General features: G+C 38.1%; 20 protein-coding genes. 6 read left to right on the top strand and 14 right to left on the bottom strand.

The window, feature by feature from the left end:
* Positions 1–48: 48 nt before the first annotated feature.
* From B1R93_RS18085 to B1R93_RS18075, 3 genes are all read right to left on the bottom strand, one after another.
* Positions 49–2,142 (bottom strand): peptidoglycan D,D-transpeptidase FtsI family protein, encoded by a 2,094-nt coding sequence (locus B1R93_RS18085; protein WP_245308321.1) that lies wholly within the window; start codon positions 2,140–2,142, stop codon positions 49–51.
* Positions 2,143–2,228: 86 nt separating this feature from the next.
* The gene (locus B1R93_RS18080) at positions 2,229–2,597 is read right to left on the bottom strand and encodes a hypothetical protein (protein ID WP_088105345.1); all 369 of its coding nucleotides are present in this window, start codon (positions 2,595–2,597) and stop codon (positions 2,229–2,231) included.
* A 16-nt stretch (positions 2,598–2,613) separates the two neighbouring features.
* Entirely contained in the window at positions 2,614–3,069 is a 456-nt protein-coding gene (locus tag B1R93_RS18075) for a MarR family winged helix-turn-helix transcriptional regulator (protein WP_088105344.1), read from the bottom strand.
* A gap of 179 nt (positions 3,070–3,248) precedes the next feature.
* Here B1R93_RS18075 and B1R93_RS18070 point away from each other — a divergent pair, with 179 nt between their 5' ends.
* Positions 3,249–4,166 (top strand): ArsR/SmtB family transcription factor, encoded by a 918-nt coding sequence (locus B1R93_RS18070; RefSeq protein ID WP_088105343.1) that lies wholly within the window; start codon positions 3,249–3,251, stop codon positions 4,164–4,166.
* Positions 4,167–4,214: 48 nt separating this feature from the next.
* On the opposite strand, the gene B1R93_RS18065 is transcribed toward B1R93_RS18070, so the two are convergent.
* Positions 4,215–5,177 carry a glycoside hydrolase family 43 protein gene (locus B1R93_RS18065; protein WP_088105342.1) on the bottom strand — a complete coding sequence of 321 codons (963 nt, stop codon included), beginning with the start codon at positions 5,175–5,177 and terminating at the stop codon, positions 4,215–4,217.
* Between the two features lie 331 nt (positions 5,178–5,508).
* Here B1R93_RS18065 and B1R93_RS18060 point away from each other — a divergent pair, with 331 nt between their 5' ends.
* Positions 5,509–6,786, top strand: a complete 1,278-nt coding sequence (locus tag B1R93_RS18060; protein WP_088105341.1) for a glycoside hydrolase family 27 protein — start codon at positions 5,509–5,511, stop codon at positions 6,784–6,786.
* Positions 6,787–6,827: 41 nt separating this feature from the next.
* On the opposite strand, the gene B1R93_RS18055 is transcribed toward B1R93_RS18060, so the two are convergent.
* The 6 genes from B1R93_RS18055 to B1R93_RS18030 all read right to left on the bottom strand — a co-directional run bounded on the left by B1R93_RS18055 (position 6,828) and on the right by B1R93_RS18030 (position 14,102).
* Positions 6,828–7,946 carry a GntR family transcriptional regulator gene (locus B1R93_RS18055; RefSeq protein WP_088105340.1) on the bottom strand — a complete coding sequence of 373 codons (1,119 nt, stop codon included), beginning with the start codon at positions 7,944–7,946 and terminating at the stop codon, positions 6,828–6,830.
* A 192-nt stretch (positions 7,947–8,138) separates the two neighbouring features.
* Positions 8,139–9,626, bottom strand: coding sequence for an L-arabinose isomerase (araA, locus tag B1R93_RS18050; protein WP_088105339.1), 1,488 nt, complete (start codon positions 9,624–9,626; stop codon positions 8,139–8,141).
* A 27-nt stretch (positions 9,627–9,653) separates the two neighbouring features.
* On the bottom strand, positions 9,654–11,318 hold the full coding sequence (locus B1R93_RS18045) for a ribulokinase (protein WP_088105338.1): 1,665 nt from the start codon (positions 11,316–11,318) through the stop codon (positions 9,654–9,656).
* A 15-nt stretch (positions 11,319–11,333) separates the two neighbouring features.
* Positions 11,334–12,029, bottom strand: coding sequence for an L-ribulose-5-phosphate 4-epimerase (gene araD, locus B1R93_RS18040; RefSeq protein ID WP_088105337.1), 696 nt, complete (start codon positions 12,027–12,029; stop codon positions 11,334–11,336).
* Positions 12,030–12,224: 195 nt separating this feature from the next.
* Complete coding sequence (locus tag B1R93_RS18035) at positions 12,225–13,259, bottom strand: aldose epimerase family protein (protein WP_088105336.1); 1,035 nt, start codon at positions 13,257–13,259, stop codon at positions 12,225–12,227.
* Between the two features lie 69 nt (positions 13,260–13,328).
* Complete coding sequence (locus B1R93_RS18030) at positions 13,329–14,102, bottom strand: DeoR/GlpR family DNA-binding transcription regulator (protein WP_088105335.1); 774 nt, start codon at positions 14,100–14,102, stop codon at positions 13,329–13,331.
* Between the two features lie 205 nt (positions 14,103–14,307).
* Between B1R93_RS18030 and B1R93_RS18025 the strand changes: the two genes are divergently transcribed.
* The 3 genes from B1R93_RS18025 to B1R93_RS18015 all read left to right on the top strand — a co-directional run bounded on the left by B1R93_RS18025 (position 14,308) and on the right by B1R93_RS18015 (position 17,334).
* Positions 14,308–15,105: an HAD-IIA family hydrolase gene (locus tag B1R93_RS18025; RefSeq protein ID WP_088105334.1), complete on the top strand. Its 798-nt coding sequence runs from the start codon at positions 14,308–14,310 to the stop codon at positions 15,103–15,105.
* Positions 15,105–16,319: a sn-glycerol-1-phosphate dehydrogenase gene (locus B1R93_RS18020; RefSeq protein WP_088105333.1), complete on the top strand. Its 1,215-nt coding sequence runs from the start codon at positions 15,105–15,107 to the stop codon at positions 16,317–16,319. Before B1R93_RS18025 ends, B1R93_RS18020 begins: the two co-directional genes overlap by 1 nt.
* A gap of 112 nt (positions 16,320–16,431) precedes the next feature.
* Positions 16,432–17,334: a 5'-3' exonuclease gene (locus tag B1R93_RS18015; RefSeq protein WP_088105332.1), complete on the top strand. Its 903-nt coding sequence runs from the start codon at positions 16,432–16,434 to the stop codon at positions 17,332–17,334.
* Between the two features lie 293 nt (positions 17,335–17,627).
* On the opposite strand, the gene B1R93_RS18010 is transcribed toward B1R93_RS18015, so the two are convergent.
* Entirely contained in the window at positions 17,628–18,617 is a 990-nt protein-coding gene (locus B1R93_RS18010; RefSeq protein ID WP_088105331.1) for a ketoacyl-ACP synthase III, read from the bottom strand.
* 279 nt (positions 18,618–18,896) lie between these two features.
* On the opposite strand from B1R93_RS18010, the gene B1R93_RS18005 reads away from it, so the two are divergent.
* Entirely contained in the window at positions 18,897–19,415 is a 519-nt protein-coding gene (locus B1R93_RS18005) for a hypothetical protein (RefSeq protein ID WP_425348975.1), read from the top strand.
* 236 nt (positions 19,416–19,651) lie between these two features.
* On the opposite strand, the gene B1R93_RS18000 is transcribed toward B1R93_RS18005, so the two are convergent.
* From B1R93_RS18000 to B1R93_RS17990, 3 genes are all read right to left on the bottom strand, one after another.
* Positions 19,652–20,827, bottom strand: a complete 1,176-nt coding sequence (locus B1R93_RS18000) for a DUF4367 domain-containing protein (protein ID WP_165763868.1) — start codon at positions 20,825–20,827, stop codon at positions 19,652–19,654.
* Positions 20,828–21,090: 263 nt separating this feature from the next.
* Positions 21,091–21,795 (bottom strand): hypothetical protein, encoded by a 705-nt coding sequence (locus B1R93_RS17995; protein WP_088105328.1) that lies wholly within the window; start codon positions 21,793–21,795, stop codon positions 21,091–21,093.
* Between the two features lie 116 nt (positions 21,796–21,911).
* Positions 21,912–22,376, bottom strand: coding sequence for a divergent PAP2 family protein (locus tag B1R93_RS17990; protein WP_088105327.1), 465 nt, complete (start codon positions 22,374–22,376; stop codon positions 21,912–21,914).
* Positions 22,377–22,428 lie beyond the last annotated feature (52 nt).

Below are 22,428 nucleotides of genomic sequence, written 5' to 3'. Positions count from 1 at the left end.
AGTACAGGGTAGTCCTATTATTTAAAGGACTACCCTGTTTGACCTTACTCATCTCTCAGCTGCTTCTTCAACTGGAATTGGACCTTTTCGTTTTTCTTTCAACTCAAAATACGCTTCAAGAGCAGACTTAGATATTTCCTGTGCGATCCCCTGTGCTCCTCCATTTTTCTCTCTTTTTACATGAGGAACAACTACAGCAAAAGCAATTTCAGGATTATCATATGGTGCATATCCGACTAACGTTTGTGTATTTCCTTCGATAATCCGTCGATGACTCCCTTCACCAACAACGACTTTCACTTGCGCGGTACCAGTTTTACCAGCTGGATGATAGGTTGCATTCGCAAATCGTTTAGCTGCTGTTCCTTGAGTCATGACGCGACGTAATCCCTCTTGTACACGTTTAATATGAGCATCACTCATATCAATCCGATTTAAGATTCTCGGTTCATATTTATGAATAACCGCACCTTGTTCATTTCTACCAGTGACTGGCTCCCTTATTTCACGTACAAGCCGTGGCTCCATACGATAACCATCATTCGCAATCGTAGCAATATACTGGGCCAATTGAAGTGTAGTGTACGTATCATATTGTCCAATCATTAAATCAAGAAGCTTCCCACCATTTGTATTTTCACCAGCGAGACCTGAAGAATAAGAAGGTAAGTCAATTCCTACTTCTGAACCTAAACCAAACTGACTAAAACTATTACGAACTTCATTGTAAGCATTAGCGATTGATTCACCCGTCCACCCACATCTAGCATTAGGTGTTGTATAATAACAGCCCGCCATTCTCATCCCAATCTCAAACATATAAACATTCGAGGATTGCTCTAAAGCCTTCCGGTCATCAATCCAACCAAACCCTCTCGTATTCCAGGATTGTTTAATCGGTGTGGCTGGCAATTGAATTGGCCGATCATTAAACTGCCGTCCCGGTTCAGTAACCCCTGAATGAAACCCGGTTAAAACCGAGGCTGCTTTTACGGAGGAACCCATTTCGAAAGCCTTTGTTACATTTCCTATATGATCGGCATAGCTATTACGTTCATGATCAGCAGGGTCAAAGAATCCAGCCATTGCTAAAATATCTCCCGTTTTCGGGTTTATTAAAACAGCGTAAGCAGAACGATCTAATATAAAAGAGTGTCCCGCTTTTCTAATTTCTTCATCTATAATTTTCTCAAGGCGCTGCTGCAGTTCCATATCTACTGTTAATACTAAGTCATTACCTCGCTCTCCCATTTTTTCAGTGACTTCTTGCTCAAGCGTTTTTCCACCTGCTTTTTTAGAAATGCTTTCAACTACTGCTTTTTTTCCTCTTAACACATCCTCGTACTGCTCTTCAATAAAACTCGTTCCAACTAAGTCAGAGCGGTCATAACTCCGTGATAAATAATAGTCGATTTTTTCACTTGGAATGGCGTTGATTGAGCCAAAAAAACTTCGAAAAGAATCTCCGTAAGTATAAGAACGAGTCGAATCTCTTAAAATATCGACCCCTGGTAGTTCATCTAAATGCTCACTTATAACATGTGCTTCCTTCTCTGTGATTTGTTGCTTAATCCGTTGAGGGGTATTTGCATATCCTTTTAACATTTCCTGAAAGATAGCAATTGTTGTTAAATGATCCTCTGATAAACCCGTTAACTGTTGATTTGAAATTTCATCAAGCTCCAATCGGTACTCAGTGGAGCGATCATCGATCTCCTCTCTCTCTTCTATACTTAATAGCTTATATCGCTCTTCCTGTTCCATCGTTAAAAGTAAATATTCACGCTTATCCCGCTCAGTTACCTTTTCTGTATCCATCGTAATTAGCGGCGAAAGCTTTTCGGCAATTTCAAGTAGTGCCTTTGAGCTAGTCGCTTCCGATGGATTTGTGTATGTAAGAGATAACTCAAGTTTATTGTCTACAACAATATGACCATATCTGTCATACATTAGGCCTCTAGGTGCATCAATTCTTGCCGTTGTATTGGTCGTTGTCGCTAAATCGCTGGCGTAGTCTTCTCCTCTAACAATTTGGACAAAACCGATTCGTAAAATTAGTGCTGAAAATAATAAAAAGATCGCAAAAAACAGGACATTCAAACGAAAAGCAAAATGGTGTCTCTTCTTTCGATTTTTTTTCAAATTTTCACTCCTTTCTATCAGTAAATCCACCATTTAAGTTTAACCCATTTTTACCATTTAAATCCACCACATTTTTTCATACTTTTTTATGAAAAGAGCCACATTTTTTGTGATTTTATAAAAAAAGAACTGTCCCAAAAGGTCTTTTTGGGACAGCCCCCTAAAAAATGCAGTACGACTGTTAGCTTATATACTAATGCTTGAACCATTATAGGAACGAACAACGGAAGCATGACAACGACTTGTTTGATTAACTCTTCCTTAATTCCTATTCCAAATAATATTGCAACAATTAACACTTGAGTGAAATTCGAAACTGGAAAGTCAAACCGATCAACTAAAAAAGAAACAATCTCCACACTTAAAATATATAAAGCCTGTAACAAGTGGTTCAAAAGGTGCGATAATGGATCGAAAAACGAATCTATCCATATAAGAGGTAATAAATCATACAACGATGATGTTTCTGTCTCATTTTTTTATCTCATCCTTCCAATTTACCATGTGAGTATTTATTTTTTGGTGGACACGAATAAGTGTTTCTATTTCCATAGGGTCCAGTTTTAGTAACAATGATTTTATAAACATTTTCATCGCTTTCTCCGACTCAAGATAAACAGCTTCCCCTTCCTTCGTAATGGACAGATAGACATTTCGCCGATCTTTAGTATCAAGCTTTCTTTTAATGTAGCCTTTTGCAACTAACCGGTCTGATTTTTGCGTGATAGCACTTTTATGTACCCCCGTATACTCTGCTAAATCCTTCGGTCGACAAGAGCCATCCTTGTGGAGCTTTCTTAAAATTCCAAATTGTTCTATTGTCATTGGAATAATTTGCTCTGAAATTATCTTCTCAATTCGTTGTGTTGCAAAAACATAGGTGTCTTCATATTGTTGAATGAGCAAGTTAAGTGTTGTTTCATTCACTGTTTCACCAACTCCTCTTAAAAGTTTAGGGGCTGAATAGTTTATAATATAAACTAATTATCCTTTCGACGTCTATTGTTATTTTTTATTATTCCGCTTTCAGTCATTCTTTTTTTGCCTTGTCTAAAAAGGAGTGAAAAGGTATGATTAATATATAAACTAACTAATCGGAGGCATATATGCAGTTAGATATCTCCACACAATCTTTACCTGTATACGAAGCATTAGCAAGCAAGGTTAGACTTACCGTTATCCAATGTTTATCCAAACGTTCAATGAATATTAAAGAGCTTGCAGATGCAGTAGGACTAAGTAGCGCGATAATGACCATGCATATAAAAAAGCTCGAAAAAGCAGATCTTATTCGTACCGAAATGGTTCCAGGGAAAGCTGGAGTACAGAAGCTCTGTATTTTAAACGTTGAAAAAATTGAAATTTTCTTCCCTACCTTAACTTCAACGTTGCGAGAGTACCATGAAACTGAGCTTTCTGTTGGACATTATACGGACTTTGATGTAGTTCCAACCTGTGGATTAGCTACCCCAGAAAAGTACATCGGTGAATTTGATGAAGCACGCTACTTTTTAGATCCTGAACGTGTCAATGCGAAAATCCTTTGGTTTAAGCATGGATATATCGAGTACAAAGTTCCTAACTTCTTATTATCGACACATAATCCAAATGAGCTAGAAATCTCAATGGAGCTTTCTTCAGAAGCCCCCTTCACGAATGAGAACTGGCCGTCAGATATTACATTTACACTAAATGATGTTCCATTAGGAAAATGGACAAGTCCTGGTGACTTCGGTGATAGCCGCGGTAAATACACCCCAGAATGGTGGCCAAAAGTAATTAATCAATACGGGCTCCTTAAGTTTTTGCGAATTACCGAAGAAGGAACATTTGTTGACGGTCATAAAATCTCTGACATTACTATCAATAATGTTAGAATCCGAGATAAACAATGGACATTTAGGATCGCTGTTGAGGAAAATGCAGAAAACGTCGGCGGTGTAACATTATTTGGAAAAGGATTCGGGAATTATAACCAAGATATCATTTTCCGCCTCTTTTATACAAAAGAGGTTCAAGAGTAAACAAACAAGAAGAGTGGCGTTTGCCACTCTTCTTGTTTGTAATCACAATCATTTAACAATTTGTTCTTCTTGCAAATCGAAGACAGGGAAACCACGTTCGTCCCAGCCAAAAATGATAGCATTCATGTGACGATTTGGATCATTAAGTGGATTACCTTCAATCTCCTTATAATTTCTTGCATGAAAAATAAGCACGTCTTCGGTCCCATCCTCTGAAACAGTAAAACTGTTATGTCCTGGGCCATATATTTGAATATCTTCGTTCGTTTTTAAAACAGGTTCTTCAGATTTTGTCCACGAAGCTGCAGATAATAAATCGCTCTTTTCATCTGCTACTAACAAACCCATGCAATAATGATGATCGGTTGCACTTGCGGAATACGTTATAAATATCTTTCCATTCCTTTTTAACACAGCAGGTCCTTCATTTACAAAATATCCAATTTTCTCCCAGTCGAATTCAGGTTGCGAAATCATAATTTGTTGACCTGTAATCGTCCACGGGTTTTCCATTAAAGCAATATATAGATTTGAATTCCCTTTAATGTTAGGGTCTCTTTGTGGCCAAACTAAATAACGAAAGCCATTATGTTCAAATGTTGTTGCATCAAGGGAAAACGATTCCCAGTTTGTTTTCAGTTGTCCTTTTTCAGACCAACTTCCCTCTAACGGATTTTCTGAATCATTTTCTAATACATACATTCGATGGTCAAATCGGTCCTCATTCGTTTCTCCATTTCTCCCAGCTGCGAAATAGATATACCATTTTCCTTGAATATAATGAAGCTCAGGTGCCCAAATGTTTGCACTCATAGGCCCTGTTTCATACCTTCTCCATACTACTACTTGTTCGGCAACATTCAAGCCTTGTATTGTCTTTGAGCGTCTTAATTCAATTCGGTCATACTCAGGTACCGATGCGGTGAAATAATAATAACCATCGCTATGCTTATAAACCCAAGGATCTGCTCTTTGTTCCACTATTGGATTATTATATACGTGTTTCACCATATAAACACTCCTATCTGTCGTTTAGATCTAAAATAAAATTTCAATTATTCAATAAAAATATTAACAGATTAATAAATAAAATAAAATATTTAAATTAAACCATGAGTCATAGATTATTAAATCATGCAAAATAGCTGTTCAGATTTTTATTTCTAGTAATGGTTATTACCGCAATATTCCTTCTTTCATCGATAAAAACAGAGTAAAACCAATTAGATTAATTATAGTACATTCTTAACATTATTTAATATTTACTTTAACATTAAATATTTATTATAATATTAATATAATGGACGAGAATAAAATTGTCCTAGAAATGGAGGGAATGCTTTTGAACCACCATGAAATAGCGAAAACCCCACCTATGGGTTGGAATAGCTGGGATTGTTACGGAGCTAGCGTAACCGAAGAAGAAGTTCGCGGAAATGCAGATTATATGGCAAAGCATTTGAAAGAGTTTGGCTGGGATTATGTCGTTGTTGACATACAATGGTTTGAACCAACTGCCAATTCATCCATCTATCACAAATTTGCACCGTTAGAAATGGATGAGTACTCTAGATTATTACCAGCTACGAATCGTTTTCCATCAGCTAAAAATGGGCAAGGATTTAAACCGTTAGCTGATTATGTCCATTCATTAGGATTAAAGTTTGGTATACATATTATGAGAGGAATTCCAAGGCAGGCCGTTCATGCAAACTCAGCCATTCTTGGAACTACTGCAACAGCTCGAGATATCGCACATCCTAATTCAATTTGCCCTTGGAATACGGATATGTATGGTGTTGATTCTTCGGTTGCGGGTGCACAAGCTTATTACGATTCCTTATTTCAGCTTTATGCTGAATGGGGTGTAGATTTTATAAAAGTGGATGATATTGCGGCTTCTAAACTATACGATACACATCTTGACGAAATTATCATGATTCGTCGAGCAATCGATCGTTGTGGTCGACCAATCGTGTTAAGTCTCTCTCCTGGCCCAGCTCCACTTGAATACGCGGAGTCGTTAATACAAAATGCTAATATGTGGCGAATGACAGACGACTATTGGGATCATTGGCATCTCCTCTACGATATGTTTGAACGTTGCGAGAAATGGGAAAAGCATGTCGGACCGGGGCATTGGCCAGATTGCGATATGTTGCCACTTGGCCATATTGGTATTCGTTCTGTAGATGGTGGAGGCGCAGATCGTTGGACGAGATTTACAAAGGATGAGCAAGTAACGATGATGACTCTTTGGTCAATTTTTCGTTCACCACTTATGTTTGGTGGAGAGCTAAGAGATAATGATGATTGGACACATTCATTGCTGACTAATCGCGAGGTACTTTCTGTACATCAAAACAGCCACAGCAATCGTCTATTGTATCGAAAAGATGATAAGGTTGTTTGGACGGCTAAAGGATGGTCGGATGAAACGTATGTAGCTTTATTTAATCTTAGTGAAACTCCACAAACGTTAGACGTTTCCTTTAATGATCTAGGGATTGCGTCCTCTAAAAGCATAAGAGACCTTTGGAATCAGAGAGACTTAGAAACTGCCGATCGTGTTTCCTCCCTTTTACAACCTCATTCTTCCATGTTACTTAAACTAACATAATAAACAAAAAGACACAAAGGTGACGTTCACCCTTTGTGTCTTTACTCACATTGTTCTACCGTACTTGTAGAATTTCGAATGACAAGTTCCGGCTCATAGATAATTGATTCTACTTTCTCTTTACGACTATGACTCGATTGTTTTTCTTGAATCAATTTCATAATCATTTTCGCAGCCATTTGACCCATTTCATGTTTTGGGTGTTTTATTGTTGTTAGCTTGACCTCAGATGCTTGTGCTAAAAAAGAATCGTCGTAGCCTACAATAGACATCTCAGTAGGAATCTTCATATCATGGTCTCTTAAGACATCTAATAATGTTAAAGCTAATTGGTCATTATAGCTAATCAAAGCCGTCGGTCGATCAAAAGAATGACCTAATCGTTCTCTTAGTTCTTCAACTGGTTTTGTCTTTTTTTCTTCAGTATTGTAAGTAATAATATTATTCGAATCGATCGGAACGCCAAACTGACGATGAGCATTTACATAACCTTTTAACCGCTTTTTCCCTTGGATATCATCTGTCTTAAAAAAACCAAGGATTTTCTTATGTCCTAGCTTGAGTAAATGTTCCGTTTGGATATAGCCGCCCTTTTCATCATCCATAATTAAACAAATTGGATCAAGTTCATCATAGAAGGCATTAATCATAATATAAGGAATATTTAATCGTTCCAAATTAAAAAAGTAATTAAGATTCGCTGTTGAATTCGCACTTCTCGTCGGCTCAATGATGATTCCGTCAAATTGTTGTGAAAGGATGCTTTCTAAAAAGCTCTTTTCTTTATCTACATCATTATTCGTACTAAAAACACTTACTTGGTAACCATGCTCACTAAAATGAGATTCTGCACCACGAATAATCGTAGGGAAAATATAATCTGAAATATAGGTCGTAATAATGGCAATTCTTTTCGTATCCGTAGGTTTATTGCTCTCCTCTTCATGCTGTCTGTCAGCACAAAATGTACCCGCACCTTGTGAGCGATAAAGCCAGCCTTCATTCACTAATTCACCTATTGCTTTCCGTGTCGTGTGCCGGCTAACACTAAATTGCTTCATCAGTTCGTTTTCCGAACTAATTTTCTGATGGGGAACAATAGAACCATCTAAAATTTTTGATTTGATTGCTTGTTTCACCATATTGTATTTTGTTTGCATGTGTGACACCTCGTCAATGCTTCATCTACTCTATCTGAACGCTATGCGCTTAAAGACTTATCCGTACAACCATTCTACCACCTTTGTAACAGGTGATGAAACACTGAAGATGTAAAACATTAAAGAGCGGAACTTTGTATAATATCATACAAAGCCCCGCTACAACTTCAACTATCTAGTATCTAGAGGAGCTTAAAACTTGCGAGCGACGTCACTCCATTTAAGTTCGTTGCGGAACGGAATCATCTTTAAATCCTTATCAATGATGACACATTCAACATCTGTCATAACAGACCAATCATACAACTGATCAACTGAAACATCGAATGAGAATACAGTATGGTGAGCACCACCTGCATAAATCCAAGCTTCTGCGGACTCATTTAAAGATGGTTCAGGCTTCCATAACACTTGGGCTACAGGTAAATTTGGCATTGGCTGCTGTGGCTCAACTGCATTTACTGTATTAACCACTAAACGGAAGCGGTGTCCTAAGTCGATAAGAGATGCATTAAGAGCTGGGCCTGCAGCACCATCAAACACCATACGTGCAGGATCATCTTTACCACCGATTCCTAATGGGTGTACCTTGATTTTAGGTTTGTTTGCCGCAACAGTCGGGCAAATTTCTAGCATGTGAGAACCTAACACTAACTCGTTGCTCGGATCTAGGTGATACGTATAGTCTTCCATGAATGAAGTACCTTTATTGTTTGCCATGATTTTCATCACACGAAGAAGTGCTGCTGTTTTCCAATCCCCTTCGCCTGCGAATCCATAGCCATCTGCCATTAAACGTTGAACAGCTAAACCAGGTAATTGTTTCATACCATGTAAATCCTCAAACGTCGTCGTAAACGCTTGGAACCCACCTTCTTCTAAGAACGATCTCATTCCTAGTTCAATTCTTGCCTGTTCTAGGATTGACTCTTGATAGGAACCAGACTTTAAACCTTCTGGGTCGATTTCATATAGCTCGTTATATTCATCAAATAATGCCTTTACTTGGCTATCAGAAACTGAATTCACATGTTGAACAAGATCACCGATACCGTAACCGGAAATAGACCAGCCAAATTTAATTTGTGCTTCAACCTTGTCACCCTCTGTTACAGCAACTTCACGCATGTTATCCCCGAAGCGGGCAATCTTAAGGTTTTTCCCATCTGTAACCCCAACAGCTGTTTGCATCCAGTCGGCAATGCGACCAATTACGTTTTTATCCTGCCAGTGACCTACTACAACTTTACGAGCTACATTCATGCGAGCTCCGATAAACCCATACTCTCTATCACCATGAGCAGATTGATTTAAATTCATAAAATCCATGTCAATTTTATCCCATGGGATGTCACGGTTAAATTGAGTGTGTAAATGTAGTAATGGCTTGTTTAGAACAGACAGGCCTGCAATCCACATTTTTGCTGGCGAGAATGTGTGCATCCATGTAATAATCCCTGCACAATTATCATCTGTATTCGCATCAATACATAAACGACGAATGGAATCGGGATTTGTTAGAACAGGTTTGAATACGATTTTAAAAGGGAAATTCCCTTCACTGTTTAAGCCATCTGTGATTTTTTGAGAATGCTCCGCAACTTGCTTTAGCGTCTCTTCCCCATATAAATGCTGACTTCCTGTTACAAACCAAAATTCATAAGGTTTCACTTTTAACATGTTAACTTCCTCCTAATTTAAATAGTATTAGCCTTGCCTAATTGCTTTTAAGCGTTTCATGACATCATTTTCACCACGACCGAAATAATCATGTAACGTTGAATATTCTTGATACAACTTTTCATAAATCGCAACATTTTCAGGAATTGGTTCGAACGCTTCTTCCCTCACACGTGCCATTTTCTTTGCTGCATCAACAATACTGTCATAACCACCTTTATCCGCCCCAGCAGCAACCGCACCAAACATCGCTGCACCTAGAGCTGGTGTTTGTTTAGAATCTGCTACTTTAATTGAACGATTCATAACATCAGCATAAATTTGCATAAGTAGACGGTTCTTCTGAGGTAGACCACCGCAAGCATACAACTCCTCAACAGGAACACCGTTGTTATGGAAAGCATCGACGATCTTACGCGTACCGAAAGCTGTAGCTTCTAATAATGCACGATAAATTTCCTCAGGCTTTGTTAGTAATGTCGCGCCAATGAGTAGTCCACTTAATTCAGTGTCAACTAAGACTGAACGATTTCCATTCCACCAATCAAGTGCTAGTAGACCTGATTGTCCTGGACGATATTTTGATGCTTGCTCTTCAAGCCATGCATGAACGTTTACACCCGCTTTTTCAGCTTCTTCTTTCACATAAGCAGGAACTGCATTTTCAACATACCATGCGAAAATATCCCCAACCGCTGATTGACCCGCTTCATAGCCGAGATAACCAGGAATAATTCCGTCTTCAACGACACCGCACATGCCTTCTACTTCTCTTTCTTCTGTACTTAAAAGCATGTGGCAGATTGATGTTCCCATTGCCATAACAAGCTTTCCTGGTTCCGTTACACCAACACCCGGAACTGCAGCATGAGCATCAACATTCCCAACAGCAATCGCAATGCCTGGCTTTAAGCCCATTAACGCCGCCATTTCCTCTGTTAATTCACCAGCTTTTGTTCCTAGTGGGAAAATCTCACCACGAAGCTTTGTTTCAGTGAGGTTTTCAAGTCTTGGGTCAAGCGCTTTGAAAAACTCTTTAGAAGGATAACCTTCTTTTTTATGCCAATTTGCTTTATAACCAGCCGTACAACTGTTTTTTGTAATATTGCCTGTCATTTTAAAGACAACCCAGTCAGTCGCCTCAAGGAACTGATCCGTCATGTCATAAATTTCACGATCTTCATCAAGGATTTGCCAAACCTTTGCAAGCATCCATTCTGAGGAAATTTTCCCACCGTATCTTGGTAAAAAATTTTCTCCTCTTTGTTCAGCAATTTCATTGATTTTATTTGCTTCATCTTGCGCTGCATGGTGCTTCCACAGCTTTAACCAGCTATGTGGGCGTTGCGCTAACTCTTGCTTAAAGCAAAGCGGCTCTCCCTTATTATCAACTGGAAGCATCGTGCAAGCAGTAAAATCAATCCCTAGTCCAATTACATCTTCAGGATTTACTCCTGATTCTTTAATCACTGCCGAAACAGATGTTGTTAACACTTCAATATAGTCACGTGGATGCTGAAGCGCCCATTCATGTTCCAACTTTACTCCTGATTCAGGTAAATACTCAGCAATCACGCCATGACGGTATTCTGTCACATGATCGGCAACCTCTGTTCCGTTTGATAAATCAACAAGAACTGCACGACCAGAACCAGTTCCGAAATCAACGCCAATTGTATATTTTTTTATCAATTATCCCTCCTATTATTATTTTTGTCCGTAATAAGCATTCGCACCATGTTTTCTTAAAAAATGCTTATCAAGCAACGTTTGGTCCATTGCTTCTACGTTAGGGTTTAATGTGAATGTATTTGTCGCCATTTTCGCAACTTCTTCAAGAACAACAGCATTGTGAACCGCATTATCTGGATTCGTACCCCAAGCAAAAGGAGCGTGACAATTAACTAAAACACCAGGAACCATATTAGGATCAATGTTGTTCACCTTAAATGTTTCGACAATTACATTCCCCGTCTCTAGCTCGTATGCCCCTTTAATTTCTTCCTCCGTCATTTTACGCGTACACGGAATTTCACCATAAAAATAATCAGCATGTGTTGTACCAAGTGCAGGAATTCCTCGACCAGCTTGTGCCCAACTTGTTGCCCCCGGAGAGTGTGTATGTACAATTCCCCCGATTTCAGGAAAAGCCTTGTATAATACAACATGGGTTGGTGTATCAGATGAAGGCTTCAACTTCCCTTCAACGACGTTTCCATCTAGATCTACAACAACCATGTCTTCGGCCTTCATGTCTTCGTATTCGACTCCACTTGGCTTAATAACGACAAGACCTTTTTCTCGGTCAATACCACTAACATTGCCCCATGTAAACGTAACCATCTTATATTTAGGTAGGGCAAGGTTTGCATCTAGAACAGCTTGTTTTAAATTCTCAAGCATGTTGTCAGCTCCTTTCTTTTCCTTCTACAACTTATTATATACTTGTACGGACAAATTTTCACTATTTTTTTTGAAATAACGATCACTTTTTTAAAACCACTCAGAAATAATGCTATTTTACAAGGTTTTTATATTAATAGCATACAAGTCCATACAACTAAAAAAAGGCCCCGAAAAGGGACCCTAATGAACGTATTATTTCGTTGTAAATTGGTAAGTTGTTTTTGATTGATAGACTTCACCTTCATCTAGAGTCGTTTGCGGGAACTCAGGATGATGAATCGCGTCAGGTGGACCTTGGGTTTCTAAGCATAATCCTAGATGCTTCTGCGATTCCACTCCTCTAATTGCAAAGGAATCATCCATCATATTTCCTGCATAAAGTACGACACAAGGCTCAGTTGTTTCAATCACCAATTTACGACCACTTTCTTCATCCGTTAACTCGATTTCTTGTTGACTGTTTTCGTCAAGCATAAATGGATGATCGTACCCTTTACCAGCTAAAATATTTTGAGGGTCGTTTGTTTGTGTTCCATCAATAATCTTTCGGCCAGAACGAAAATCAAACGATGTTCCTTCAACATCAACCTGTTGACCAGTTGGAAGAAGGTCTTCACCTAACTCTAAAAACTTACTACTCTTCATCTTTAATTCATGATTTAGAATATCACGCTTTAAATCACCTGTTAAATTAAAATACGTGTGATTCGTTAAATTAACTAACGTACGTTTTGTAGTTGTCGCTTCATACGAAATCTCTAGTTTGTCACCTACAAGTGTATACGAAACCGTTGTTTTCAATTCGCCCGGAAAACCTTCCTCCATATCAGGGCTAGTATATGTAAACACAATTTTGTTCTCTGAATCAAATGTCTCTACATCCCATATAACTTTATCAAAACCCTTTGTTCCACCATGCAAGTGGTTATCCCCATCGTTTTTTACTAAAGGATAAGTAACACCATCTAATTCAAATGAAGCATGTTTAATCCGACCGGAAATCCGGCCGATTACGGCACCGAAATAAGGTGAATGTTCTACATACTCCTCAATAGTATCAAAGCCTAAAACTACATTTTCAAATTGTCCATTTGCATCTGGTGCTAATAGCTCTGTAATAATACAACCGTAATTAATGCATGTCATTTCAAGTTGTTCTGTTTTTAATGTATAGGCATCTACTACCTGACCGTTTAACTCTCCAAACTTTTCCTTTTTTATCAGCATATTTGTACCCTCGTTTCTAATTAGGTTAAATGGATCTATAATCTATTTACAACAAATTAAAGTATTTGTCTATTCTATTTTTGCGGTCACAACGTTAATTTGATGTTGTTCTTCTAAATAATTGAGAAAAGTCGAATCACTCTTTTTACTTGTGATAAATACATCGATATCGGAAGGCTCAATTGAAGAAGCAATCGATTTACGGCCTATTTTCGTATGGTCCATCAATACAACAATTTGATCCGCATTAGCACCCATTGCTTTTTTTAGCTCAGCCTCATAAATACTAAATTCAGTCATCCCAAGATCGCTAGTAAACCCATGAGCTGACGTAAAAAACAAGTCTGCATGAATTTGCGAAAGTAATGATTGTCCTAATAGTCCTTCCACCTCACTACTTCCCGTTCGAACAACTCCTCCTACAATAATCACGGTAATGTGTGGATTTTGAGAGAGTAATTGCGCTGTTACTAATCCATTCGTGATAACGGTTAGATGTTTATAGTCCAACAAAAGCTTTGCAAGCTCCATGCCCGTAGAACTTGCATCGATAATGATACAATTCTTACCCTCAATTAATTTTAACGCTTCTTTTCCTATTGCTCGTTTTTCATCTATATTAGTTTCACTTCTTGAAATAAATGAAAATTCTTTCTCGAATGTTTTTGGTAATATCGCTCCACCGTGCGTTCTCGTTAGGAACCCCTCTTCTTCTAGAACTTTTAAATCATTTCTAAGGGTACCTACAGAGATGTTCATCTCCCGAGCTGTATCTTTAACTGTTATTTGTTTTTGTTCACGCAATTTTTGCATGATTCTGTTTCGTCGACTTGGTGCTAGCACATGCAAACAACTCCTTATTTAGGTGGAAAAAAGTTTTTTCCTTCAATATATATATCATACCACATTCTACCGATTTATTAAAAGAAACAACCGAAAAAAGCACAACAAACATCAATAAAACGCAAAAATACACAATTAAATGATTGACGTTATTCCATTGTTCCCCTGATAATATAGTAAATGTGTTCAAAAGGAGGTCTTGTCCTTGTTTTCAAATATTGATGGTTTCCTTATAGATATTGACGGAACAATTATGAAAGGAAATCAACTTATTCCAGGAGCAGAAAAAGCAATCTCTTATTTAAAATCTCAAAACAAAAAGATTGTATTGTTAAGTAATCGTGGTAATATTTCGCGAAAAACCTGTCATAAGAAGTTAATAAATGCCGGTGTTGATATTGAAGCAAATGAAATTCTATTAGCTTCAACCGTTTCAGCTTGTTTTATCAAAAAACATTATCCTTCATGTAAAGTTTGGGTATTAAGTGATCCGGGTTTACGTGAAGAACTTGTTGAACATGACGTAATACTAGCTGAATTTCCTGAGGAAGCCGATTTCCTCCTAGTTTCATTGTACGAGACGATGACTTACCAAGAATTAAATAATGCCTTTAAAGCGGTTCGTAACGGCGCAAGAATGATCGCTACAAATGCTGATAAAACCTATCCAACTGAGGATGGGCATGCCATCGACGTTGCCGGGATGATTGGCGCAATCGAAGCAGCAACAGGAAGAAAAACGGAAATTGTGATTGGAAAGCCCTCTTGTTTTATGGTTGAGGCTGCATTAGAGTTAATTCAATTACAGGCTGAGAATTGTATGATTATCGGTGATAGTCCCGAATCAGACATTTCATTAGGAAATATGCATGGAATTTCAACAACTCTAGTTCTTACCGGAAATACGACAAAAGAGCAAGTAGATACGCTCGTTGGTAGAAGAAAACCACACATTATTATCGAATCTTTAGCTAATTTACAATCACTATTGGAGGGAAAATGATGATTACAAATGTTACCGAATTAACTAATCTTGCTTCTAAGTGTAGTTGTGGGAATAAACATTTTCAGATTGCCATTGACAAAATTGAAATCAGTCATTCAGCTTTTGAAGAGGCTGTAATTTTCCTAAAAGAAAAGTCCTTTCAAAATGTGGTGATTGTAACTGATAAGACGATCGACCATGCTCTTCAAGGAGCTTTTAATGACGCCATAAATAAAACAAATCTTCATGTTACGACTTGCTTTGTTGAACAAGATGAACAAGGAGATGTCGTTGCAGATGAACAAGCCCTTGTCCAAGTTCTATTAGAAACACCAAATGAGACAGATGTTTTGCTCGCTGTCGGTTCTGGAACTATACACGATATTACGCGCTTTGCTAGCTATAAAATGGGAAAACCTTTTATTTCAATTCCAACAGCGCCTTCCGTTGATGGCTTTAATTCAATGGGTGCCCCTATTGTTGTCAAAGGCATGAAAAAAACCTATCAGATGCAAGCTCCGATTGCGTTATTCGCACAAATTGATGTGCTCGCAAATGCCCCTAAGAAAATGATTGCAGCAGGATTTGGTGACATCATTGGAAAATATACATCACTTACAGATTGGACATTTAGTCACCTTGTAGGAGGCGAACCGTATTGTCCATTGTCCGCCAAAGTGACCGCAGATACACTTAGTTACTGTGTAGAGCATGTTGATAGTATCGCTGCAGCAAATGAAGAAGGGGTAAAAATATTAATTGAAGCATTGGTAGCTTCTGGTTTAGCCATGTTGCTTATTGGTCATTCTGCCCCAGCCTCAGGTGGGGAGCATCACATTTCTCATTGCTGGGAAATGGAATTTTTACAAAAAAACCGTCCGGCTATTTTACATGGTGCAAAGGTTGGCGTAACAACCCAACTGATTGCTGATCTATACAAAAACGTATTTTCTGAGTATTTACTAAGTGAACAAAAGTTGGAACAGCTTCGCACAGATAAAAACAATGACTATATTAATCGTATCATCGAACATAAGCAAGAGATCTTAGAAGCAATTGAAAACATCCCTGCACCTGCTAAATTAAAAGAGATGCTCGACCAATTAGAAGGCGATTCTACCTCTGAAATGCTCGGGGTAGATGATCAACTAGTTCAGGAAAGTATTGAAAAAGCTCACCTTATACGTGATCGATACACGATTTTAAAATTTATTAACGAAAATATTCGCTAAGGCTACTTTTTCTATCAGAATGTCTATATTTTTAGGGCATTCTGTTTTTTTTAGGGATTTTCCCTTTTTTCATTGTTTCATGTTAAAATAGAACATCGAAAGGAGCGAAACAATGCAGAAAAAACGATTATTATTAATAGATGGGTTTAACCTTTTAAGTCGAGGCTATTTTGCAACAGCATATGGTAAAAACGAAGAGGATTTACCGAAAACAAGTGATGGCTTATACACGAACGCCCTCCGTGTATTTTTTCAAAAGCTGTTTCAATTAGTTTCTTTACATGAGCTAACTCACCTTGCTGTTGCATGGGATGTGAAACGAGAAGATTCGGTTCGTAGGCAATACTTTTCAGCCTATAAGGAAACTCGAGGTGAATTACCAGAAGCCCTTATACAGCAGTACGAAACATGCGAACGACTTCTTAATGAGCTTGGAATTAAGCAGTTAGTAACCCCACCTTATGAGGCAGACGATGCGATTGGGGCGATATCTTGCTTATGGAAAAAGCAATATGAAGAGCAGCCTTGCTATATTTATAGTAACGACAAAGACTTACTCCAATTACTAAACGAGCAAACGACTCAGATTATCGCAGGAAAAAAAGGAGACCAACTCTATACACTCACAAATTTTAAAGAAGATTATGGTATCACACCAGAACAATGGATTGATGTAAAGGCGCTACTTGGTGATAAAAGTGATAATATTCCTGGTTGCCCCGGAGTAGGTGAAAAATCAGCCCTTCCCCTCATTCAACAATATGGAACGATTGAATCTGTTTTTGAGCAGATAGAGACGTTAGATTCGAGCTTCAACCGCTATAAGAAAAAGCTCCTCGCAGGACAAGACTCTGCGGTTTTAAGTAAAAAACTCGCTACGATCCTTTGTGAAATTCCTGAACTAGAAAAAACGAACTTTGATGATTATATCCTAGATTTTGAAGGGAAAAGTATTTCTAGTATACTTGAGCCATATAAAATTAAAGTCAAAACAGCAGAAAAGATCAGTAACTGATCTCTTCTGCTGTTTCTTTTTGTTGAAGCTGTTCCATAGATTAACCGTCTGTTTATCCCCATTCTCTTAAAAATATGAACCCGCTACAATAGGAGGGCACTGAAAAAGGGTGCTTTTCCCTTTTTCAGTGCCCTCGAAGCAATGTGCGGAGCCGTTGCCATCTTTTTAAAAGCCTGCTATGAGTGGGTTTCTCTTAGCAGGCGAGCAACGTGTGAAGCCATTGCTGCTTCCTAGAGTGACTTTCAAGGGGTTTTTCAGTGGCTTCCTACAATAGCAGGTTCTTATTTTATATATTATTCATCCAAGTTCCATTTAATTAACTGACCACAATGGGCGAGGCCACCACCGAATCCGTATAACAGAACAAGGTCATCCTTTTTTAATTTTTCTTCTCGAACACCAATGTCTAAAGCTAACGGTATCGTAGCTGCAGATGTATTCCCATAATTCACCAAACTATTCAACGTACGTTCAATCGGAAAGCTTGTTCGATCACAGATTGATTCAATCATTCTTAAATTAGCGCTATGTGGAACGAACCAATCAACATTACTCAAATCAATGCCGAACTTTTCTGTAACTGCCTTCATCCCTTTTGGAACTGTTGTGACAGCCCATTTATACACTTCACGACCATTTTGTACAAGATGGCCATTACTTATAAGTTCTTCTCCATCCATTTGAGTCGCTATGTTTGTCCCATATAAATTGATAGCCGATTCACCATTAGAACCTAAATGCGCAGAAAGGAAGCTAGGATTTTGTTCATCATACTCAACTAATGCTGCCCCTGCACCATCACCAAACAAAATGCATGTTGTTCGATCTGTGTAGTCAGTAATTTTAGAAATGGTTTCAGCCCCTACTATGAGAATCTTTTTATTTAGACCTGCTGTGATTAAGCCATTTGCAACATGAAGTCCATAAGTAAATCCTGCACATGCAGCATTTAAATCAAATGCTCCTGTTTGTTTAATCCCAAGCTTAGCCTGAAGTCTGGAAGCAACACTTGGTGTTCTGTAATCTGGAGTAAGCGTGCTTACTATAATTAAATCAACGTCCTCAAGTGACTTTGAAAAGCGTTCCATCAAATTCAAAGCAGCTCGATAGGCTAAGTCACTTGTAAACTCTGTATCCTCAGCAATTCGCCTTTCTTTAATACCAGTACGCTTTACGATCCATTCATCATTAGTTTCAACTAACTTTTCTAAATCTTCGTTCGTCATTACTCGCTCAGGAACATAGGAACCGATTGCGGTAATTCTTGCTTTTGACTGCAGCATAATCTCTATACCTCACTTTTAAGTGTAAATTCAAAAATGTAAAATAGTCCTTGTATATGCTCATAACCAACCTTGCAAAAAAACATACCACATTAAAGTTTTTAATGAGTTTATATTAGGATCTGGTACTAATTTTAGTGTAAATCAACTTCGTCTAGAAATCCATAGTTTTTATCCTTTTCAATCCGACATCATTCGCAGCTATTGTCATTTTTACTCATTTCGAATATAATATTATACTTGTATGTATATATATAAGTTAATGGATAGGGGAGGGATTTGGTGCTATTAACAAGAGAAAGGGTCTTGGAGGAGAAACCTGAACTGTTAAAGCAAAGCCTTGAAGATCTTGAATTTCAAGTATTTCGTATGCAAGAAAATCTTAAAGAAATTGCCAAGCGCTGGCAAGTCATTGGCATAGAACAAACAAAAGAAGAAAAATGGGTGATTGTGTATTTATTAGATGATGGCAGTTCATGCAAAATCATGTTAAATGATTGCGAATCCGCTTATCGTGGAATGTGGGACTTTTCAATCCAAGCTAAATACGAGGACCCTCACACCATTCACATCGGTGACATTAAAGGCGAGGAAAACAAAGGTTATGGGTCCATTTGCATGAATTATTTAAAGAACCACGCCAAAAGCCAAAACGTCCAATACATTAAAGGCGATCTTGCCGAGCGTGATTGGGACCATCTAGACAGACTCATCCATTTTTATAGCAAGCATGATTTTCATGTTCATGTTGATTACGATCAAAAGTTCGGCGAAATTAAATGGAATCCGAGTTATTAAAGAAAGGGGCCCTTTAGGCTCCTTTCTTTTACTATAAATATTCACTGGTTCGAACGTGGCCCCCAAAAAAACCTGTATTACGTAATTATATGCCATTTGTAAAGCTGGCTTCACTGTTTATTAAATGGTTATTCCTTTCAACTTAGAGGTCCTCTCACAACCTCCTTTACATTTTTTTACGATCAACAAACGGGCTTGAACCTGAATTCAAACCCGTTTTCTATATAATAGGATTATTATTTGATACTTTCAGCAATATTCATAACTGTATCGGTTGTTATGTCTACTCCGCCACCAGCTATTTCAAAGTACAATCCATGTTGTTCCCAGCTTAGACTAATGAAATCGTCCATTTCGTAAAGTACACCCTTAGTTCCTTGTACCGTGACTTCTTCACCATCCACCAATTCATATTCAAGAAATGGTTCTCCATCCGTTGGGAAGATTGTTACCATGAAATGATTATCGATACCTTTTTCATAATTTAACATGATCATGTCCATCGTTTCATCAAACTTACTCTCTGTCAGTGTGTATCCATCTGGAAGAGCATGTATTTCTGGAACTGTGTAATCCACTACATGTTGGATCTCTTCTAATGTCATTTCTTCATAAGAGCCTAATAAATCTTCATCAAAGTCTGAATAGAACGCATCCTCTTCAACCGCATGTTCTTTTACTTCTTCTGGTATCTCAATCGGATCAACACCATTAACGTTTGAAATAGTAAGCGTCCCACCAAGCGTCATCGACATAGGGAAGTCCCCTTCTACAATCTCTACATCTGCGTTGAAAATTTGTGTGGTTTGCATAAACGTCTTTTTATCAATGTGAATTTGAAAATCAAAATCATTTATTTTGATCGTTTCCAACATCTCTTCCATTTCGGCATCTTCATAGAAGTCGCCCATTCCCGACTTAATATAATCTTCAATCAGTACAGAGTATTCATCTCCTTCACCTGAAAGGGTAAGAACATAAACACCATCTTCTTCATTCATTGTAAACTCATCACTAAACTCTAATAACTTCTTCATTTCTTCTTCGTTCAGTTGATCAAAGTCTTCCAATCCCATTTCATTTGCATCCATTTTAAGCCATTCTCCGAACATACTTACATAAACTTCATCTTCAAGTAAATAAGCTTCAAAGTCCATCGACATACCAGGCATGCCCATGTTCATGAACATATGCATTGCATCCGGTTCATGTGTCACATCACCTGTCATTTTCATATTCATGTCCATTTCCATCATATTAACATCCATATCCATGTCAACCGAATAACTATCTAACTCGTTAACAGCTTCTATTGATTTACTTAAGACAGTCGATTGATTTAATTGTTCCGTACCACAACTTGATAGAACTAAGATTGTAAGAACCATTAATAATATGACGTATCTTCTCACAGGATCATTCCTTCCGCGATGTATATTTTTTGCTGTACACATTTCAAGCCAACACAGTAAAGAATAACATAAATAACTAGTTCTAACGCTTCCAATTTCCACCTAGCGCTATTTATATTTAAACAACCACTATACTATCGCTGACTTTTGAATGATTCTAGTAATTCGAAGGCTATATTAAAACAGAAAACAAGCCTCTAACCAGTTTAGTGAACTGATGAGAGACTTGTTTTCTATGGTTGCAATATGGTCAAACAATAAGCTTAATACTCAATCGTATCCAGCATCGCCCACATACTTGGACCAATTCCTTCAGCAGCTTCTTTTAAAGGCAAATAAACGGTGAAGCTTAATACATTCTCCTCGTACTTCTTTGCTGTATGAATGATTCCGGTTTTTAGTCCATCGATTTCAACTTCTTCTAGAATTGCATACACTGCTCCCTCTAATGGGATATCTATATTTTCATGAATGGTACCACTGGCATGTTCCAATATTGTTTGCTTTACTTCTTCAAGATCAGTCTCTTTCCCAAGCGATTTAATACGTGTAAAAAACTCTTCATCAAAGTTTGAGAAAATGACATCTGAATTTGGTTCTTCACTAACTAGTGTGTAATCTTGGAGAATATAGATTCCATAGCCTAATGGGGCACGGTTAAATTGCGCTAACCTTTTTTCTGTTTCTCCTTCAACATGTACATCGATTTCTTTTTCATCAGCGAGTTCAATGGCGTCCGCCGGTGCTTCTTCAGTCGGGAGTTCCTCTTCCTCCTTTGGCTCATCAACCGCCTTATCACTTTCCTCCCCATCTTGATTGTTGTCAACAACCGGCTCTTCTTCTAATGTATGCTCTTCGGTCTCCTCCAGCGGAGTGTCAGCTTCATTCCGGTCTTCTTCTACCGCCCCACAAGCGACGAGACTTGCAATCAATCCTACACATGCAACATATTTTAATATTCGATTCATATTTTCTTCCCCCTGTCTTGATGCTTTATTTACATATGAAACGTTCACTGAATGTAAAAGGTTTCACAAGTTAAAAACGTTTTATCCTCGAAAAAACGCCAGATTGCTCTGACGTTCTATTTTGCTGATTTACTTAATAAATAGCCGAGGGAACCTGTTAATAGGCCTAATAACGCTCCTCCTAGCACCTCTTGTGGTTGATGCCCAAGTCTTTCACGAAGCTTTACTGCGTGACGATGACTATTTTCATGGTCATATTCTTCAGTAATTTGCTCAAGTTCTGAATCCATTTCATTCACCTTTATTGTTAACTCACCTGTTTGCCGTCTAATTCCTTGTGCGTCATACATCACAATCAAACCAAAAACAGTGGAAAGCGCAAAATCAACTGATGGGACCCCACGTTCAAGGGCAATATACGTTGCAAGTGCTGTAACACCAGCTGAGTGGGAGCTTGGCATTCCCCCTGTTTCAAGTATCATTTTCGAGTCCCATTCTCCAGTTGTTGCTTTTTTAATCGGAATCTTTAGAGATTGCGCTAACCCTATTGTTATTAGTGCTGTCAGCATTGGTCGATTCATTCTACTCACCTCACCGTTAGTTTGAGAATAACGTGAGGGTTCTATTCAAAGT

Source organism: Halalkalibacter urbisdiaboli (genome assembly GCF_002156385.1).
In the GTDB taxonomy this organism is placed as follows: Bacteria; Bacillota; Bacilli; order Bacillales; family Bacillaceae_D; genus Halalkalibacter_A; species Halalkalibacter_A urbisdiaboli.
The sequence above is the reverse complement of the archived record's forward strand: the minus strand, read 5'-3'. Positions and strand labels throughout refer to the sequence as shown.

Bases quoted from the DNA above. Each gene is read 5' to 3' on its own strand.
- B1R93_RS18010 (WP_088105331.1), bottom strand. From the start codon at position 18,617: ATGCTGCAGTCAAAAGCAAGAATTACCGCAATCGGTTCCTATGTTCCT.
- B1R93_RS18065 (WP_088105342.1), bottom strand. From the start codon at position 5,177: ATGGTGAAACACGTATATAATAATCCAATAGTGGAACAAAGAGCAGAT.
- B1R93_RS18020 (WP_088105333.1), top strand. From the start codon at position 15,105: ATGATTACAAATGTTACCGAATTAACTAATCTTGCTTCTAAGTGTAGT.
- B1R93_RS18070 (WP_088105343.1), top strand. From the start codon at position 3,249: ATGCAGTTAGATATCTCCACACAATCTTTACCTGTATACGAAGCATTA.
- araA (WP_088105339.1), bottom strand. From the start codon at position 9,626: ATGTTAAAAGTGAAACCTTATGAATTTTGGTTTGTAACAGGAAGTCAG.
- araD (WP_088105337.1), bottom strand. From the start codon at position 12,029: ATGCTTGAGAATTTAAAACAAGCTGTTCTAGATGCAAACCTTGCCCTA.
- B1R93_RS18035 (WP_088105336.1), bottom strand. From the start codon at position 13,259: ATGCTGATAAAAAAGGAAAAGTTTGGAGAGTTAAACGGTCAGGTAGTA.
- B1R93_RS17995 (WP_088105328.1), bottom strand. From the start codon at position 21,795: ATGAATCGAATATTAAAATATGTTGCATGTGTAGGATTGATTGCAAGT.
- B1R93_RS18015 (WP_088105332.1), top strand. From the start codon at position 16,432: ATGCAGAAAAAACGATTATTATTAATAGATGGGTTTAACCTTTTAAGT.
- B1R93_RS18055 (WP_088105340.1), bottom strand. From the start codon at position 7,946: ATGCAAACAAAATACAATATGGTGAAACAAGCAATCAAATCAAAAATT.
- B1R93_RS17990 (WP_088105327.1), bottom strand. From the start codon at position 22,376: ATGAATCGACCAATGCTGACAGCACTAATAACAATAGGGTTAGCGCAA.